This is a genomic window from Pontibacter oryzae (assembly GCF_003576375.1).
In the GTDB taxonomy this organism is placed as follows: Bacteria; Bacteroidota; Bacteroidia; order Cytophagales; family Hymenobacteraceae; genus Pontibacter; species Pontibacter oryzae.
In genome coordinates this window covers 132,347-152,325 of record NZ_QWGE01000006.1, presented here as the reverse complement: position 1 = coordinate 152,325, position 19,979 = coordinate 132,347, and the positions used below count along the sequence as shown (strand labels likewise).

9 protein-coding genes are annotated in these 19,979 nt (G+C 44.8%); 6 read left to right on the top strand and 3 right to left on the bottom strand.

Translation table 11 applies throughout. The features are described from left to right. Nucleotides 1-119 precede the first annotated feature (119 nt). From D1627_RS16980 to D1627_RS16965, 4 genes are all read left to right on the top strand, one after another. A complete protein-coding gene (locus tag D1627_RS16980; protein ID WP_119433555.1) occupies nucleotides 120-419 on the top strand; it encodes a hypothetical protein in 300 nt (99 codons plus the stop codon). A gap of 825 nt (nucleotides 420-1,244) precedes the next feature. Beyond that, a complete protein-coding gene (locus D1627_RS16975) occupies nucleotides 1,245-10,571 on the top strand; it encodes a LamG-like jellyroll fold domain-containing protein (RefSeq protein ID WP_119433470.1) in 9,327 nt (3,108 codons plus the stop codon). A 90-nt stretch (nucleotides 10,572-10,661) separates the two neighbouring features. Further along, nucleotides 10,662-13,676, top strand: coding sequence for a cadherin domain-containing protein (locus D1627_RS16970; protein ID WP_119433469.1), 3,015 nt, complete (start codon nucleotides 10,662-10,664; stop codon nucleotides 13,674-13,676). Between the two features lie 46 nt (nucleotides 13,677-13,722). Continuing rightward, a complete protein-coding gene (locus D1627_RS16965) occupies nucleotides 13,723-15,054 on the top strand; it encodes a type IX secretion system membrane protein PorP/SprF (protein WP_119433468.1) in 1,332 nt (443 codons plus the stop codon). Nucleotides 15,055-15,208: 154 nt separating this feature from the next. On the opposite strand, the gene D1627_RS16960 is transcribed toward D1627_RS16965, so the two are convergent. After that, nucleotides 15,209-15,400, bottom strand: a complete 192-nt coding sequence (locus D1627_RS16960; protein ID WP_119433467.1) for a CsbD family protein — start codon at nucleotides 15,398-15,400, stop codon at nucleotides 15,209-15,211. A gap of 205 nt (nucleotides 15,401-15,605) precedes the next feature. Further along, nucleotides 15,606-15,854 carry a hypothetical protein gene (locus D1627_RS16955; RefSeq protein WP_233555681.1) on the bottom strand — a complete coding sequence of 83 codons (249 nt, stop codon included), beginning with the start codon at nucleotides 15,852-15,854 and terminating at the stop codon, nucleotides 15,606-15,608. A gap of 86 nt (nucleotides 15,855-15,940) precedes the next feature. On the opposite strand from D1627_RS16955, the gene D1627_RS16950 reads away from it, so the two are divergent. Together D1627_RS16950 and D1627_RS16945 are read left to right on the top strand one after the other, a co-directional pair. Next, nucleotides 15,941-16,864, top strand: coding sequence for a LysR family transcriptional regulator (locus D1627_RS16950; RefSeq protein WP_233555680.1), 924 nt, complete (start codon nucleotides 15,941-15,943; stop codon nucleotides 16,862-16,864). A gap of 350 nt (nucleotides 16,865-17,214) precedes the next feature. Continuing rightward, complete coding sequence (locus D1627_RS16945; RefSeq protein ID WP_119433554.1) at nucleotides 17,215-19,059, top strand: PLP-dependent aminotransferase family protein; 1,845 nt, start codon at nucleotides 17,215-17,217, stop codon at nucleotides 19,057-19,059. A 223-nt stretch (nucleotides 19,060-19,282) separates the two neighbouring features. On the opposite strand, the gene D1627_RS16940 is transcribed toward D1627_RS16945, so the two are convergent. After that, nucleotides 19,283-19,831, bottom strand: a complete 549-nt coding sequence (locus D1627_RS16940) for an REP-associated tyrosine transposase (protein ID WP_119433464.1) — start codon at nucleotides 19,829-19,831, stop codon at nucleotides 19,283-19,285. Nucleotides 19,832-19,979: the final 148 nt, after the last annotated feature.

Sequence of the window (19,979 nt, the reverse complement as noted above, 5' to 3'; positions counted from 1 at the left end):
GGCAAACTGATGTTAGTGTTGGTTTGTAAAGTATGAAGGTAAACTTGACGAGCTGAAACCGGGAGTGTGCTGAGTGAGATAAGCGGGTGGTTTAAGAGCTGTGGTTTATCTTTATGGCCATGAATTCTATCAAGCTGAGTAATTACTATCGTCTTTACGCTTTTTCTGATTACCAAAGCATGAAAGCGGCGCTACCCTATATGCGACGTGTAGTGCTCGCAAAAGCCCTCACCGAAGTGGAGGAGACAGACGTGCGAGGCTATGTATGGCGCAGTGGCAGCGGCTTCAAAAATTACCTAAACCCGCTAAACAGCCAGCTCAACAAAAGCACAGCCATCAATTCTTTGATTACCGCATTGCAGGCGCTCTATAAAAACAATGGCTTTTCGGCAAGGTACATTGTAGTGGAGCGGGGGTGAGTTAAGGAGTGTCCATTTATATTAACTACGTTCTTAGATATGAAGGTTTATAAACACATAATGTATCTTATTAAAATACTGTAGTATTAGGTATGAGTCAGTGCTTTATAGATAAATGTTAATTTATAAGCTTTATAGTTATATTTCAATTGCTGGTGTTTAGTTGGATTATACAAATATTTTTTAAAGCTAATATTCATACAGTTGTCAAAATAATATAAGATCATCTAGTGTACCGCCTATCCTTGCCACCATACTTTATATTTGATTCTATCTAAATTTAGGGCATTAAGCTGCTAGCTTTAAAAGTGGATATGTTGTTTTATTGAATTGCTCGATTCATAATTTAAAAACTGACACAAAATAATAATATAAAATATCGCATATTAAGTTTGTGGTATTTGCCTTGTATTATTTTAGAAGTATATATTTGCTAATGCAATCAATACCTATGTTTAGTCTCAGAGTATCAGGCTTTTTTTTAAATATTAAGGTTTCATTATGTTTGATTAATAATGGGATTATTTTTAGCTGTTGAGCTGTTTAAAGTGCCTGGTAGCCGGTAGCGCTATGCCTTTATATAGTTCTGTGAAATGTAAACGAATCTCTAAAGACTAAAACAGAGTTCTGCCTTTTGAAATGTATGGCAATCCCTTAAGACTTCTTATCTTTCAAATTTAGGAAATTAAATCCTGTTTGCGCATTCCTCTATAATTTGAGAAATCTCCTATATCGCAATTTTCTTATTGGCAGCAAGCTGCAGGGCTGATTGTGTTGCCTAGCCTGGAATAGTAACCTTAAAGCTTTAATATAACCCAATTGTTTATGAAACAACTCTACTTACGGACAATTTATCTGTTTGTTTTCTCTTTTTTTATTCTTGGAGTGCAAGGTGCACTTGCTGGAGTTTGGCACTATTCTGTCATCTATAACCATGCTGAGAGTAGAATTTACATGGAACTTGGCAAAGAGGATAAGAACTCTAAAAATGCCATGTATGATGTTTATATATCTTTTAGCCTTGATGGGGGAGCTACTTACCATGATATATTGAAAGAGGCTAGAAAAGATAATTACATGGGAAGAGACCCTGATTTATCCTATCTAGTAGATAACGGCTCTGGGTGGGATGGCAATGTAGATAAACAACGATACTACATAAAGGTGCCCATAGAGTGGATGGGGAAAAATGTAATAATTAAAACGCATTATTATTGGGGATTTCCAGGAGATTTAGGTGGTGATAAAATTGACACCTTTTCTATCGCGGGCTTAGCAGCGCCTAACATACTTACTTCAAGCTCCAATGGTGAGCAGAATACTATTACAGTAAACTGGAACGAAACAGAGCCTAAGGTTATTTCGGCAGCGTTACAGGCTTCAACGAACAATATTAAATATGATTTATTACGCAACAATGTAGCAATAGCTACCTTAAATTACGGGACAACAACTTACGCCGATAATAATACATCTGATAAAGTAAAATACTCCTACAAAGTACGGGTGCGTTATGCGTTCCCTTCAGGAGGTAATTACAGTAGCATAGGGAACTCACTAGAGGTTTGGAAAAATCCCAAGCTTTCAATAACTCCAAGCTATGCACCCTGCGACACCGGTATAAAACTGGCATGGGGTACTCCTGAGCTGGATGATAGTTACAAGTACAAAATAACCCGAAGCAGCCGCTCAGACTTCAGCACTGACTTGCAAATATTTAATATTGAAAGTATCAGCAAGTCCACGTACTTCGATGATTCTAAATTAACCCATATGGGCACAAGCTATTACAAGATTGAAGTTCTTGACGTCAATAATAAACTTGTGTCCCAGTTATCTTCTAGCGAGGTATCGATTCAAACAAATCTGGAGCCTAGTGTGCCGGTTATTAGTTTAACAGACGAAGGTAACAGATTTGTCATCGGCTGGAGTGAATATGCTTGTTCTAACGTTACTGATTTTGAGTTGCTTAGAAAAACCTACCAAGGCAACACCTTAGTGAATGAGCAGTCTATAATAATACCCAAAAACACGTTTAAATACATTGATAATAACCTGCAAACGTGTAATACTTACAAGTATCAGCTCAAGGCTCGCAATGCGTCTGCTTCTGCAATAAGCAAGTTGATAGAGAGAGCGGTTTCTGATAACATAGCGGATGCGTTTGTAATCTCTTTAGGAGATAAAACAAACCCACAGCACACCTTTTATAACCACGACTACAAGTTTAAGGCCTCAAAGGGCTTTTACACAAACTACGTTCAACTGCAATGGGATGCGAGTTATAAAAGCAAAATCCAGAGCTACAATATATACCGCAAAGTTGTAGGTACCACAAGCAATAAAGAACTGGTGAAAGTGGTAGAGGGCGGAAGTGCTACCCTGTGGATGGATGAATATACCGAGGCCAATACGATTTATGAGTATACCATAGAAGGGGTTTCCACCTGCGATGGGCAGGCAATCCAAACCATGCAGGCAACAACGCTGGGTTTCAGGGCGCCATACGGTAATGTAAGTGGGCGCATTTCCTTTGCTGGCGGGCAGGGGGTAGAAGGCGTGATGGTAAGAGCACGTAACACAGAAGGCCCTGCTGGTAAAGCAATTCGCTTTAAAAACTCCCAAGCCATGCTGGCAGTATTTTCCGCAGACGTATTCTGGCCAAGCCAGCAGGGTTGGGCCCTTGAAGCTTGGGTGCGCCCAGACGATGCCACGAAACCCTATGTGTTATACGACCACTACAAATCAGACTCTGGTTTAAAAGTATACTTTGATGGAACAAAGTATGTTTTACAAACTACCACAGACCAGATAAGCATAATGCCTACAGGGCAATTTAGAAACAATGAGTTTACGCACATTGCAGTAAGTTTAAATACGGTAACCCGTGAAGTACAGTGGGTTATAAATGATAAAATATATCCTGTACAGCACTTAAGCGCAGCATTTACACGCAGCACCTTTATAAACCCTCCGTTAGTAATCGGTAACAGCCAAAAAAATGGTGAGGCTTTTATAGGTGTGCTAGATGAAATAAGAGTATGGAGTAAGGCACGCACAAGTACAGAAATGGTGAGAGACCATACCCGCTACCTAACAGGAAGCGAACCAGGCCTCGTAGCATACTGGAGAGCAGATGAGGGCTTTGGCACATCACTGTTTGATGCCTCTAAATTTGACAGGAAGTATAATGAAAACCACGCTTCGTTACTGTCTGGCAATGGCTACGAGTGGACGTCAATCATACCTTCTGAAAGCCAATTGGCCAATGTAGCCTACACGGATGCCAAAGGTGATTATAAAATGACGGGAATCCAGTTCCATGGCTCAGGTGAAACGTATGAAATAACCCCAATGCTGGGCGTGCACCAGTTTGACCCTACTTCCATGCAGTTATTTATCGGAGAGGGGTCATTGAGCCATAATAGCAAAGACTTTAAAGATGTGTCTTCGTTTGTGGTTACAGGAGCAGCGTACTACCAAAACACAACTTTCCCAGTAGAAGGGGTTCAGGTATTAGTAGATGGAGCAACGATTATAGGTGCAAACAATTTACCTGTTGTAACCGGTGCTAATGGTGAGTTCGAAGCACGAGTTCCAATAGGCCAGCACACGCTCTCTTTCGTTAAACATGGCCATGACTTGTCTCTTAGCAAAGAAGGTGTACTGACAGGTGAAGCTTATTGGCCTGGAAAGGGTGAAACGTTTGATTTTCAGACAAATTTGGCCGGGGCCTTAGAAATAGTTGACACATCTAAGAGGAAGTTAATAGGGCGGGTAGTTGGTGGACAGGTTGAAGGGGATAAACCTTTAGGAATGGGTTTATCTGTAAACAATATAGGAAGAGCTATTATAAAGCTTGTACCGGAAAGAAGTGGTTATGATATGGATAAGAATACTCCGGGCCTTCAAAGTTATATCCAGCTAACCACAGATCAGATAACCGGAGAATATTCAGCTTTAATTGTACCCGAAAAATTTATAGTCGAAAGTGTTAAATCTATAAACGCTAAAGACGATGGGAGCTACTATACCTACGAACAGCATCCCATACTTAATCTGACCTTACCAGCCCAAGACTCTACGTGGTCTTATAAGCTCAATAATAAAGGTATAAAGGTAGATTCGGTTGGCTATAATTTTGCCAAAAACTTTATCTTCCATACATCTCCGACAATGAGCATTAACGATGGAAATGTTCTAGGGGAAACGTCACTGAAAATTGATGAAGCTGGGCCAGCAATAGACTTATCTGGTAAACCATTTAACCACCCAATTTTCAAGATGAATTCTGTGTATCGGTACCCAATCAAGTTTTACGAAGAGTTTGAAAATGCTGATAATAGCGTAAGAACTACGGTGCCAATAACTACAGCCAAAGTTAGTATACAAAATGACTGGAAGGGGGGAAGGCCCGAAGAGTATGATCTTGCTGACAAACAGGGGGTATTGAACTATGAGTTTAGAGCAGGTGGGCCTAATTTGACGGCTCCATACACTTCTCAGTTACAAGTATTGGTAAAGCTTGGCGAAAGCAGTTATACTGCCGTAGCCGGAGGGACTAAAACAGGCTACGTGTTAGGGCAAGAAACTCATGGAAGTGGCATTATAACGAACGGGCCAGATTTAGTGGAGTTTGTATTACGCGACCCTCCTGGAAGCTCAAGTTATGCTTACTTAGAAAAAGGGTCTTCTTTTTCTAATAGCACTACTATCAGTACAACAAATAGTGGGACTACAGAGATTAACCCTACATTTTCGTTGGGGGTAGAAACAACGATTGGTACAGGCATTGGGGTTATGGTGTTAGCCGAGGCTGAAGTCACACAAGATGTTTCATCACAGCTAGCCATTACACAGGCTACTACAGATGAGGGTGAGTTTATTGAAACGACCGAAATAAAGGAGAGCATCAAAACTAGCGATAGTGAAGAATTTGTGGGTAGTGCTGGTGACCTTTTTGTAGGCAAAGCACAGAACTTTGTTATCGCAGAAACCAATAACCTAGAGTTGCTCCCAATGGATAGCGTTTACAGGAATCTTGAGCGTTCTGAGGCTGTTATGATTGGTAACAAGGAGTATGCCTTGGTTAAGCGAAAAGGAATAGCTGCAGCTAAAGATAACTTCGCTACACGCTTTATGGTCTCTCAATTTGCCATCGAAAACCAGATAATACCAGGTCTTAAAAGGTTAAGAGACCATCTGTTGCTCAGAGGAGATGGTGTATTTGTACCAAAAATTACGAAAGATAATGTACGGTTTGGTGCAGATAATTATGACTCGTTAGCATTTCCTACTACTTATCTTCCAAAAGTAAAAGGTGTAGGCGTAGCAACAAGATCTCAATATACAGGCCCTAGCTATGCTTTTAACCCTCGAAAAGAAGGCGACCGAGACTCTGTCTATCTTCTAAACCAGCAAATCAGGTTATGGGAGGAAGCGTTGAGTGACAACGAAGAAAATAAAATCGTTTCTCTAGATAAAGCTAAAGGGGGTAAGAACAACATCACCTTTGATGGAGGCACAACATATACCTGGGAGAAGAACCTGCAAACGGAAAGAACTGTTATAAGCACTTTTGAAGTTACATCTGATGCTTCCCTTGAAAGTGTAACTGGTGCCAGCTTTAACGGGTTCGGTATGGAGTTGAGAGTGATGTCGGGTTATAGCAATGCAAAATCCACAACTGACGGTAGTACTACTTCAAAAGGAATGATTTTCGGGTATGAGTTCAAAGATGCTAATAAGGGAGATTATTTCAGTGTTGATGTCATAGACCCTTCTGTGAATAGTAATACTATTACCAGCTCTAGTACTTTTTATACTCCAATGTTCTATACACGAGGTGGTCAGACTTCTTGCCCTTATGAGGGTGGAGAGTTTACAAAGTACTATCAAAAAGGTCTTAAACAACTAAACGCTGCTACTCTACAGCGTGAAAAGCCAGAAATAAGAGTAGATAACCAGAGTGTATCAGGAGTGCCAGAAACTAGTGCCGCTGTCTTCAAACTTAGGTTGCAAAACAACAGTGAGTCCGAAGAAGATATGTGGTACAGTATAAGAGTAGATGAATCATCAAACCAAGATGGTGCTATTCTGCAAATAGATGGCGCTTCTCCTAATCGCGCATTTAATGTTCCTTATGGTAAGTTTGTTGAAAAAGTACTAACTGTAAGAAAAGGGCCAGGTGCAGTATTTAGTTATAAAAATTTAGGCATTATACTATCATCTAGTTGCCAGACCGAGGAGATTGCTGATACTGTACTAGTTTCTGCGCACTTTAACCCAGCTTGTACGCCGGTTAAACTTATTGCACCACTAAATAACTGGTTAGCCAATGTAGACTCTAATGGTGTACTGCCAATAGTTGTGAGCGGTTATGATGTAAACCTGGGAACATTTAAGTCTGTAGAAATACAGTATAAGTCTACCGCATCAAATACATGGGCAACTATTTATACTTATTATAACCGGGAAAACGATTATAACGAGGCAATAGCAAATGGAGAGAGTAGTGTAGCGTTCATCAACAAGAAAACTACACTTACCTATGATTGGAAAATTTCTGATTTGCCTGACCGTAACTATGAGGTAAGGGCTAAATCGGTATGTGCAGATGGGTCAGTTAGTTATACAGAGGTTAGCAAAGGCCTCAAAGACGAGACACCTCCATTAGTGTTTGGTACACCGCAGCCAGCAGATGGTATCTTGTCGCCAAACGACGAGATCATGATCCAGTTTGCCGAACCTATAGAGGCTGGACTGGTTTCGAAGAATAACATTTCGGTAAGAGGCGTACTTAACGGATCTGACAGAGCGCATGGTAGCTTCTTGAACTTTGATGGCCAGCAGGCTTATGTAAAAATCCCGGAAGGGCTTAGACTGGACAATAGATCATTTACCGTAGAGTTCTGGGCACGAAGCGCCGCCGGGACAGCCGAAAGTATTGTTGTAACGCAGGGCGCAGGTAATGAGATAATCAACATTGGATTTGATGCCACCGGCAAGTTCTACACGGAATGGGGTGCCAACCAACGTTTAACAGCGAACAAAGCTCTAGCATCGGCTACCTGGAATCACTATGCCGTAAGCTTTGATGCTGCTACAGGAAATGCTAGCCTTTACGGAAACGAGCAAATACTTGCCGAATTAAATTATGCAAAAGCCTACGAAGGAATTGGACAAATACTGGTAGGTAAGAGCTTTAACGGTGACAAGGCTTTCAATGGAGACTTGTACGCCCTGCGCGTATGGGATACATATAAGAGCCGTGACGAAGTATATGCCCTACAGTCTAAGAACCTAAATGGCACAGAGCGTAGCCTGGTAGGTGCCTGGCCAATGAATGATCTGGCCGGAACAGGAGTAAAGGATGTAGCGCGCGCTTTACATGGGGTATCCACAGCACAGTGGGTAGCAGAACCAGCTTCCAAAGCCATTAAGTTTACCGGTAATGGGTATGTCTCAGTGCCAAGCGAGCACAGCCCAATCACGAAAAATACAGACTTCACGCTTGAGTTCTGGTTTAAGGCCGGTGCCGATGCCAAGGAGACTACGCTTTTCTCGGCCAGCTTGCTAGGCACAGACATGCAGTGGTCTTTAGATATCGATAACAAAGGCGGGATTTTCTTGAAGCAGGCAGAGGTGCAATTTAAGGGCATTGATAATGATGTTCTGGATAACAAGTGGCACCATTTGGCAATGGTAACCGACCGCAGAGGAAACCTGACGTTCTTCCTGGATGGTGAGCAAAAGAACTCACGCAAGGCAAGTGCCCTAGCAAACCTGACAGCGCCTGCTTTATACTTTGGTGCCCGTTACGTGGCAACGACCAACTTAGGAGGGACGCCAGCTGGTACCATCGACAGAAACTATAAGGGTAACCTGGATGAGATCCGCCTTTGGAATTCTGCCAGAACAGCGGAGCAAATTAACAGAGCCATGCGCAGTAAGCAGGGTGATAACCTGCCGGACCTACAAATCTACCTGCCATTCGAAAGTTATATTAATAACAGCGGTATCATGGTATCTACCAACTCAGCAGGAGAGTTCAGCGGAAAAACGGTAAAGAAGGAAGCAACTTTTGTAAATACAACTTATACTGCAGAGTCGCCGCTGATTGACAGGCCGCAGCCAGAGCAGAAAGTAAACTTTACTTATGTCGTAAATCAGGATAAGATTCTGATCAGCCTAAACGAGCCTGCTGCTTTAGTAGAGAAGACCAAACTGGATATTACGGTACAAGGCATCCTTGACAAGAACAGCAACGCGATGCAAGGTTCTAAAACCTGGTCTGTGTTTGTGGATAAGAACCAGGTGAAGTGGGCCAATACCCGCTTGCGCTTTGAGAAACAGCTCTACGAACCTCTTTCCTTTGAAGTAGAAATTGTAAACATGGGAGGTTCTCAGGAGAACTTCACCATAGAAGGTGTACCAAGTTGGCTTACACCGCAACCTGCCACAGGGGTAATTGAGCCTAATAGCCGCAAAACTATCAAGTTTGTGGTGGAGGAAAGCCTGAATATTGGCAATTACTCTAAAGACCTATTCCTGCGCACCAACTTTGGCTACGACGAGAAACTTTCCTTGGACCTGAAAGTGTTTGCCGTATCACCTAAATGGACAGTAAACCCGGCAGACTTTGACAAGTCGATGAGTATAACCGGCCAAATTAAGATGAACGACCGTTTTTCTACGAATCCTGATGATAAAGTAGTCGCCTTAGTAAACGGTGAAGTAAGAGGGGTAGCCCAACCAAAGTATGTGGCAGGCTATGATCGCTACATGTTCTTTATGGATGTGTATGGAAAGGTAAACGAAGCGGAGCAGGTGAAATTTAACATTTGGAATGCCAGCTTAGGCGTGGTGCACACCGATGTTACGCCAGCCGCTGTAACGTTCAGAGATGGGGAGTTATATGGTTCGCCTGCCAACCCGCTTGTTCTGACTGCAAATAACGAGGTATACCAAAGTATTGCGCTCAAGAAGGGATGGAACTGGGTTTCCTTTAACGTGGGGGTTGCCAACAAGGAGATTTCAGACGTGATTAATCCTGATTTGCTGAATACTAGAAGCATTTTGATGTCTCAGCAGTGGACCGCAGATTACTCTGGCAATTCCTGGTCGCCACCTGGCAAGAAGTTTAATAACATCGAAAGCTACTTGCTTAAAGTGGAGACCGATGCTGCCATGCGAGTGAAGGGTGGACTACTGAACACTGCGAATGAACGCATTATACTGAAGAAAGGCTGGAACTGGGTAGGTTATACACCGCAAGCCAGCATGCCGGTGAAAGATGCCTTAGCAAGTGCAACCCTCAACAGTGGTGATATGATTAAAGGCCAGACCGGATTTGCCATATATGATGATTATATGGGCTGGATTGGTAGTTTGTCTTACTTGAGAAGCGGCGAGGGTTACCGCGTTAAATCCTCTAAAACGGCAGATGTGAGCTTCACTTATCCTAAAGCGTCTGTTAATTCTGGTGCCCGGGTTGCTAAATCTGAAAACGATAAGGCGTTTGCAGCCACGAACCTGTTGTTCTCAGAACTTGTATCGCCTCATAACTACCAGTTCTCGATGAACATGGTGGCTGAGATTGCCTCAGACAAAGTGCAGGAAGGTACTGTTATTTCTGCAACCAATGCCCAAGGCGAGAAAGTGGGCTGGGGAGTAGGCCAGCAAATAGGAGGCAAAGTGCTATACTTTATAACGGCCTATAGCAACCAGGAGAAACAGGATTTATACTTCGCTTACCACGATGCCGACGGGAAACAATTAGCGATTCTGGAGCAGAAGGAGACCTTTAAAGGTGAGCAGAGTTTAGGTACATTGTCTGTTCCTTACCGCTTTACTTCAACTTCAGAACTGCCTGCGCTGGTGCCTGCGGTAATTTCTACGAAAGTATATCCTAACCCATTCTCAGATAAGCTTACCCTAAACTGGGTGAATACTCCTGAAGAGCAAGCAACAGTCGACCTGCTTGACCTGGCAGGGCGTAAGCTGAGCACCATTTATAAGGGAACGCAGGATGGGGAGTATGGAAACTTCGTCTGGGAGGATCGTGTTGCAGCCGCTTTACCGGCTGGTGTGTACATCATACGCATCAAACAGGCAGGGCAGCAGCAGATTATCAGAGTAGTTAAAAAGTAATCCCCTTTTAAATCAAATCTAAAGAAAAGAACCTGTTTCCTGTGGTATTCACATTTCACCGGGAAACAGGTTCTTTATTAAAATTATATCATGCGGAAAATTTTACTTTACACGATAGGCATCTTCATGTGCCTACTATCAACACAGGTTACCGCACAGGCTCCTAACTGGAGCGTGAATGTTCAGGATTATCAGTACCAGATGGCTATAGTAGGGGTTATTAACCTCGATGGTATAGAATCTACTGACCCAAATGATAAGCTAGCAGCAATTATTAACGGAGAAGTTAGAGGGGTAGGGCAGCCGGAGTACCTGGCAAAGTATAACCGCTATGTGGTGTACATGAACATCTACCACAACGAGGGCAGCGGCACCATTAGCTTTAAAGTATACGATGCTAGCCAGAACAGGGTAGTAAACCTGGAGCAGACCGAAAACTTCGAAATCCAAAGCCTGAGAGGTAACACAGAGGCACCGGTAACTTACTCGCACCCTAGGCTAAGCAGCGAGTCTAATATCCTGACATTCAATTTGCCAAACCAAGCTAGCTCTGCAGTTAACGGAACAGATATTTCTGTAATGATGCCTTTCGGTAGTAACCTAAATAGCCTGGCTGCCAGCTATACTACCTCACCTCTTGCAAAAGTATATGTACAGAACCAGTTGCAAACAAGCGGAACAACTCAGAATAACTTCAGTTTGCCGGTCACTTACAAAGTGATTGCAGCAGATGCTACCACAGAAAAGAGCTATAAGGTCTCTGTTGCTTATGCGCCGGCAGTGCCACAGGGCATAGAGCTTAGCAATGCACAACTCAGCGAGTCTGCAGCCATCGGAACTAATATAGGAACGCTAAAAGCTATTGACCCGGATGGCAGCGGCAGTTTTACCTATACGCTGGTAAACGGGGCAGGAAGCGACGACAACCGCCACTTTAGGATAGATGGCGATAAACTAGTGTTGAAAGAAAGGTTGGACTATGAGACTAAACGCATCTATTCGTTTAGGGCAAAGGCAGTAGACGAGGTTGGCAATGCTGTTGAAGCAGCCTTGCAGGTTGCAGCTCTGAACGAAAACGACGAAAAACCTCAGCCAGCCAGCGCAACAATTAGCATCCCGGAAAATCAGCCTGTGTCTACGTTGGTGCACACGATGGTTGTAACGGACCCGGATGGCCCCAGTGAATATACTTACAGCTTTTACGAAGGCAACCTGGATGGTAAATTCTCTGTGCACGACAAAAAAGGAGAAGTGCGCATACAACAGCTAATAGATTTTGAGAAGGACAAGCGAAACTATGAACTGATTGTCCGTGTGTCGGATGGCGTGAACGAAGGGTTTGCTACCCTTAAGTTTGAGGTGCAAAACGTGAACGATGAAGCGCCCTCGGTTACCGAAACCACCATATCAGCAAATGAGACCCTTGCCCCTGGCACAGAGATATATCGCCTGGAGCCAACCGATGCTGACGGTGTAACCTCCTTTACCTACCGCCTGCTCGACGCGGCTAACATTCCGTTTGCGGTTGATGCCGATGGAATTATTACCGTGGCAGGCCCCCTTGACTATGAAACTCAACCAACCTATAGTTTAAAGATTGAGATTGGCGACGGGCTTAACAAAAAAATTTTTACTTTCCCGGTTCAGATCATCAACGAGAACGACGAGAAGCCCCAGCCGGTAAGTGCTACCGTGAGTATTGCAGAGAACCAGCCAACAGGTTCGCTACTACACACCATGGCAGTAACCGACCCGGACGGGCCGAGCAACTTCACCTTCAGCATTATCAGTGGCAACCTGGATGGTAAGTTTGCACTGGATGCCAGGAAAGGTGAAGTGCGCGTGCAACAGGTAATGGACTACGAAACGGAAAAACGGAGCTACGAGCTAACTATCCGTGTATCGGATGGTGTGAACGAAGGGTTTGCTACCCTTAAGTTTGAACTGCAGAACGTGAACGATGAGAAGCCGCAGCCAGTAAGTGCCACAATCAGCATCCCGGAAAATCAGCCCGTAGCTACCTTGGTGCATACAATGGTAGTAACCGACCCGGACGGGCCCAGCAATTATACTTTCAGCATTTACGACGGCAACCTGGATGGTAAATTTGTGATCCACGACAAGAAGGGCGAGGTGCGCGTGCAGCAAATGATGGACTACGAAAAGGAAAAAAGAACTTATAATTTAACTATCCGTGTGTCTGATGGCGTGAATGAATCATTTGCTAGCCTTACGTTTGAATTGCAAAATGTGAACGATGAGACGCCTGTTGTTGCCGAGACAACATTAGCAGTAAAAGAAACGCTTTCAGTAGGTATGGACATTCATCAGTTGCAGCCAACGGATGCTGATGGTGCCACTACCTTTTTGTATCGCATCCTGAACGCAGGGAGTATGCCTTTCACAATTGATGCTGATGGACTAATTACAGTCGCTGCGCCTCTGGATTATGAGCAGGTAAAATCATATGACCTGAAAATTGAGGTAAGCGACGGATTAAACAAAAAGACTTTTGCCTTCCCGGTAAAAGTGATCAATGAAAACGATGAGGCACCTGTGCTCATAACCACTGCAATAGAAGTACCAAATTACCTAGCGCCAGGCACCATGATCCTGCAGCTAGAGGCTATTGACGCTGACAATGATGGCTCACCAATTACTTATTCCTTTGTATCGCCTAATAGTGTTTTCGAGCTCTCTGCAGACGGGAAACTTACGACCAAACAAGTGTTGGCGCTGCTAAATGAAAAGGTATTCAAGTTTAAAGTAGCAATAAGCGACCAGGTAAATGTAACAGAAGCGGAAGTAACAGTAACTGTGATCGGGGAAGGCGAAATCGAAATGGAGATTGCCAACGTGATTACTCCAAACGGCGACGGTTACAACGACTACTGGGAGATACAAAAAGGCTACCTATACCAAAACTACATTTTCAGGGTGTTTGATATGCGCGGCCAGGAAGTATTTTTCAGCCGTGGCTACCACAATAATTTCTGGGATGGCACCTTCAACGGCAAAAAGCTGCCAAGCGGTACATACATCTATACTATTCAGTCGGTAAATAAGGTGAAAGTGTATAAGGGCACGCTCAACATCATTCACTAGGTCAATCATTCAGGTATAAAAAAGTGAGCCGTTTGGCTATTAAGATATGAAATACAAAGTTTTACTGCCTCTGTTGCTTTTGCTGGTAAACAGTACGGGACAGGCACAAACAGTTCAAGATTATTTTTTTAAGAGTTGGGATCTTTCCTATGTAACCCCGGCTGCTGTGGCTTATGACACAAGTATGGTCGGAAACCTAACGTATAGCCAGGATATGGTGGGTGGTGTGCAAACTAACGTGGGCGGCCAGCTACAACTTCATACCAATGTTGGTACGGGGCATGGCGTAGGTATAAACATACAGAGCAGCCGCTCAGGTATACTTTCAGGTAACAGTGTAGGTGCCAATTACGCCTACCGTATCCGGCTCTCTGAAAATCAGAGCCTGTCAGCGGGTGTGAAGTTCATCTATTTTAAAAACAGTCTGAACAGAGCCTCAGTGGAACACTCCAATGTAGATGACCCGATGCTTTATGGCGATTTGTTTCAACAAAACAGCATCTTGGTTTCAACTGGTTTCTTGTATGAATGGAAGCAATTGCGTTTGGCTATAAACGCCCCTGAAACGCTGCCATTGGAAGGCACCCGCTACGCCCGTAGAAATTACAGTATGTATATGGGCTATTCGTTTGTTAAAAATGATTGGCAAGTGCGCCCTAATTTCTACTTCGAGAACCTGGAAGCGCTGGGCAACTGGTACGAAACCGGCCTGTACGCAAGTTATAAAGACCGTCTGGCTATGGAAGTAGGCTTTACCTCCGAAAACGCCTTACGGGCTAAAGCAACAGTGGCTTATAACTCCTTCACTGTAGGGTACGGCTATAATGCAGGTAAAACTGCCAAAGAAGGGTATGAGAACCAGATGGGGCACCGCCTATACGTTGGGTATAACTTTGGAGATGTTTTCGCGAAAAGCAAACGCCGTAAAGCCCAAGAGTTGGAGGAGCGCGAGCAACTGGAAATGATTCTGAAAGAGAAGACGCAGTTGCTGGATAACTACAAAGACTTGCTGAAGCAAACCGAAGATAAACTGGAGCAAACCCAGAAAACCCACACCGATACACTGCAAGCCTTACTGAAATTGCGCAAGGAACCTGCCACCACGGTTGAGCCGCCTATGTTAGATGAAACACCGTCGGTATCTGCTTCTGCCGGCTATTACGTGGCCATCGCCTCCTTCGACACCATGTGGCGCGTAAATGCTTTTATGCAGCAGTATGATACCTTAGGTTTATCTCCGAAGGTGATGTATATATCTGAAATCAAAAAGTATCGTGTATATGTAGATAGCTTCACCCGCTTGCGTGAAGCTCTAAAAACCCGGAACCACATGCGCAAAGCAGGCTTCCGAGACAGCTGGATTTTTGAAATTAAGTAAGTGGTGTATAATATATTAAATAGTGAAGCGGCGCAGGTTTTCCTGCGCCGCTTCACTATTTAATAGGGAATGGTAGAAAGTGCCTTTAAAGGCAACAAAAAGTAAATACCCTTCTAGATAATAAAAACTCCAGCAAGGTTATTATTCTATTCCCTTACAAAGAATCAATCCATTTTTTGAGATCGCCTTTAGCTTTGCCGGTCTTCTGCTGTAGTTTTCCGAGCCATTCGTCCTGCTTGCCTTCTTCGTAAGTCAGGTCATCGTCGGTTAGGTCGCCGTATTCTTGTTTTAGCTTTCCCTTTAGTTCGTTCCAGTTTCCTCTTGCTTTATATTCTGCTTCGTTCATCGTTCTATTTTATTTAGTGGTAGATGCTTTTACGAATAACTCTGCGCTTTGTGCTACCACTGACACAGCTTTATACAATATAATTTCAACTGCCCTGCAAAGTGCTGTTACAGTAACGGGTTTTCCTGAAAATATACTTTGGAGTGTAGTTTAGGACGCTCAGCCAAGCGCTAGCGAAAAAGAAAGTTTGAAACAAGCGACCTCATCAAGACTGCAACAGGTATACCCTAGCCAACGCGATAATTGCAACCACAAAGAAAATGACATTTACTACCCAGCTGGCATAGGCTTTCTTTGAGGCTGCGTACATCGCCATAAGCAGGCAGCCAAAGATCTGCATCCCCAGATAGTGCACCGATTGGCTACCGATAAAGTTCAGGCTGTTCAGGGTAAAAGCCAGCAAGGAAAATAAGGCGCCTATCCAGCCTAGTCCTTCCCATAAATATTTGCGCATCGTAATCATGGCATCACAGCATTTTAAATTTTTTAAGTAATACAAAGGAAAAGCATGCTGCCGGACTTAAAAATGCTAATATTGACTTGAGTAATGCGAAAATTGAATCACTAGGGATGGAGCTACAGCAGATAAAGTATTTTCTGGCGCTGGCCCAGGAGCTACACTTCTGGAACACGGCGGAGCGGATGTTTATTACGCAGTCGGCGCTTAGCAGGCAGATTAAGGCACTGGAAGATGAACTGGGCGTGCAGCTTTTTGAGCGCAACAAGCGCAGCGTGAAACTGACAGCAGCAGGCGCCTTTCTAAGAGACCAGTGGCTACCCTTGCTCGACGAGATTAACCGCACCCATATGCAGGCCCGCAAAATACATGAGGGCGCTTACGGAACGCTGCGGATCGGGTACCCGGGCTCTATTGCCTATGGTTTTCTGCCTGACCTTATCACAAGCATATCGCACTCGCTGCCCGAGCTGAAGGTTGACCTGGTAGAGCCGACGGATGTAAGTTTTGAGCAGATGCTGCTGAATTACCAGATGGACATGGCCTTTCGGCGCGACCCCGCCGAGAACCCCGCGCTGCAGTCGGAGTGCCTGTACTCGGAGCCTTTTGCGCTTGTTGTGCCGCAGAACCACCGCTTAAATGCCCAGAACTTTACCGGAATACACGACCTGAGGGAGGAGAAATTTATACTTTCGAACCTAACGCAAACTACGTTTTATACTTCCAGTTTGCGGCAGATTTTCGAGGATAACAATTTTACCCCGGATGTGCACATCGAAACGGATTTTGGCGGCATGGTGCTGGGCCTGGTATCGAAGGGCCTGGGAGTGTCCATACTTCCATACTCCTACTCGTTCAGCGCCCTGCCCAACGTGCGCTTTCTTACGCTGCCCTACACCGTGAACCTCTACGTCACCTGGCGCAAAAACGACAACAGCCCCATCCTTAAAAACATCCTGCAGAAAGTAACCGAAGCTGCCAGCAAGTATAGCGCCGAGGTAATGTAAAGGCTACTAGTTATAAAGGCAGTAGATCTTAATTCGGATTACCTCAGTCTTCTTATTTACTTCTAAGTATACCTGAAAAGACTACCGACTTACCCCGCCAGCTTTAACGCCGCGGAGAGAATGATGGGACATAGCAATCAATAGGCATCCGGCGAGAGTATGATAAGGTGAGGGAGCTGTAGTTTCAGACAGGCATTGTAGATAGCCGTGCGGTGGGCAAAACTATATCCGTAGTATAAGTGTTCACTTAGCGGCTAAGCCGGCAAGGTGCTGCGCTGTGGCAAAGGCGGTGCGGCATTTTTTTAATAAATTTGGGCCATTGAAGTATGGCTTATCACAAGACAAATAGAATGGAAGATAACAAGGTGCTTACTTATATTGACAGCGTACTAGAAAACATGCCAGCGGATTGGCTGAGGCTAACAACTCACCGGCTGGATATTTATAACGAACAGTTAGCCAAAACCCAGTTTCTGGAGCAGTTTGAGGCTTTGTTCGAGGCAGGCAACGCACAGACAGCCGCGCTTAGTGCTCTACCCACCGCCTTTGATTATATCCGCTTAGGCCACCCGCTATCTTCTGTACTGGAGTGGGCACTAGGCCGTTTGCACAACCTGAAGCCGGAAAATGTTATCAGTTTCTCATCCCGGACGATGCCTGTATTGGCTGTTCTAAGAAAGAACTTACTAACTCAGAAAAACACCCGCATTGTTTATACCGGTAATCTGCCCGCTTTCTTCGATGCGGAAACGCTCCAGTATGTGTATGGGTATAAATTTGAGCTAGAGCGCGTTGAGAAGTTGGAAGAGCTTGCCGGGTTTGATGGGAGCACTGTTTTCTTTTCAGAGGAAGATGAAGTTGGCCAGGCCAGGCTTTCCCCAGCCATCGACTTTTATGTAAGCGTGTATATGGGTCTGGGAAGTGTGCTGTTGGTAAACGGTGAGCAGAACAGCGAATATGTTTCTGAGATACAGCACGTGAGAAGGAGGGAGAGCATCGCTATGACGCCGGCCAATTGCCTTGTTGCCCTGCAAAGACTGCTAAAAAAGCCCACTCCGGAGCAAAAGAAAAGCGATGCCGAAGCCACCAAAGCAAAGGTTAGAAGCTTGATTAACGAGATTACAGGCACCACCGCGAAAGCGCTGATTGGCTCTTCGGGGCTGTCGATGCAATACGCAATTATGATGGGCCTTGTGCATGATGCCCTGGACCAACACCCCGGCAAGGACATCAAGTTTATTGTTCCGCCAAACTGCTACGGCGGCACCAACGACCAGGCCCGGCGCATAGCCGCCATACTTGCCAACGTGGAAGTAGTGGATCTGCTGGTTGACGGGGAGAATGACATGGTGCAAAGTATAGACACAGTGCTAGAGAAAATTGCCAGCCAGGATGCTGTGCCATACATTATAGCTGAAATACCGACCAACCCGAGGGTTGAGGTGCCCAACCTTATACAATTGAAGGAGGTGCTTAGCAAGGCGCGCTACACCGCTGCCGGGCAGCCTGCCATTGATCCGGTGTTTATTCTGGACCAAACGTTCTGCCCGAATGTGCAGTTTTTGGCTGAAGATGGAGTGCTCTCCACGGTAAGGGCTATTTCCTACGTTAGCGGCTCTAAGTTCCCGAGCGGTGGCAAGGCTACAGCCGGCTACTGCGTGGCAAACACGAAAGCCGAGGCTTTGCTCGAGAAAATAGACAAGCACCTGCAGCTGTGTGATAACGAGGCAACCGAGCTCCAACTGGAGATACTAGCCGAACAGCTTCCCTCTATGAACCAACGGATTGCGGAAGCCTACAAAAATACACGTGCGTTTGTAAACTTCATCAAGGATACGTTGCCCCAGGCTAAGATCAATTTTGTGTCAGAAGAGCTAGCGCAGCAGGGCTTTACGCCATCTGTGTTCTCGCTGGACCTGCCCACCAAGGGCAACACGCCTGAAGAACGGGAAGGCTACAAACGGGAGCTAAATAACAAGTTGATCAATATGATGATCACTGAAATTCCGCATGAAAGTAAGTACTGCGTGAGCTACGGGCAGTTAAAAGGCTGCTACTGGACCATCCCGGCTACCTCCACGCAAGGCACAACCAAAGAAGCTGACAAAGATTACATTGCCCGCGTATCGCTATCCCCGGACATGGATCTTGCGCTTCACAAGAAAGTATTCGCTGATTTCGTGAAGCAAATCTAAAACTGGCAGAGGTTTTTTATACTAAAGCCAACTATACCTGTATTAGCCGCTATGTTACTCGCTCACGCGATGTAATGTAGCGGCTAATTTTGATTTGAAACGAACCCCTTTAGAAACTATGGTGGGGCTAGAGATGAGTTTAATTTTTATGACAACAGCAAGTGAGCTGGCGCAAGCGTCCGCTTGTGCCGCGGTACTAACGGTGGTTTATGTTATCCCCACATTACTCAATCAGCATAATATCCAACAAACCAGGTTCTCCTGCATAGGCAGCGGCGCTGCTGTAAGTATACGCCTCGGGGAGGCTGACAAATCCAGCCTTTACCGGATTCTCGTGGATGTAGTCCAGCTTCTGCTGCAGCAGAAAATTCGTGTTTAGCTCGATTGGGTGGTTGTGCTGCTGCCAAAACTGAAACGCGTTGTTGTTGCCGTTCTTTTTTCCGGCCCGCTCCATTAGCCACAGCATCCATTCTTTTCTACTCTCCTGTGGGTTTTCCCGAATGGCTTTCTTGAGTTGTGTGGAAGTATAGCTCTTAAAGTCGCGCATGATATTTTGGAGCGGTTCCTGTTGGCTACCGATGATCAGGTGTACGTGGCTCGTCATGATGCAATAGGCGTATACTTCCAGTCCTTTGTGCTGCATGCAATATCGCAGGCTGTCGAGCAGCACCTGCCTGTACTCATCCCGGATAAACACATCTAGCCAATACACCACCGAAAAGCTCACAAAGTGCAATTTGTCCTGGTCCCTGAATTTATACTTCCTGCTCATGTGCTAACGTATGGTTTTAGCTTCACCATACTTTGCGGCAGCTTGTTTGGTTCTTGCAATTAAGTATAAATTGAAATAACACAGACCACTAACGAATAAAAAAACACAAAAACCATAGCGCAAGCGTCCGCATGTGCTGCCATTTTTA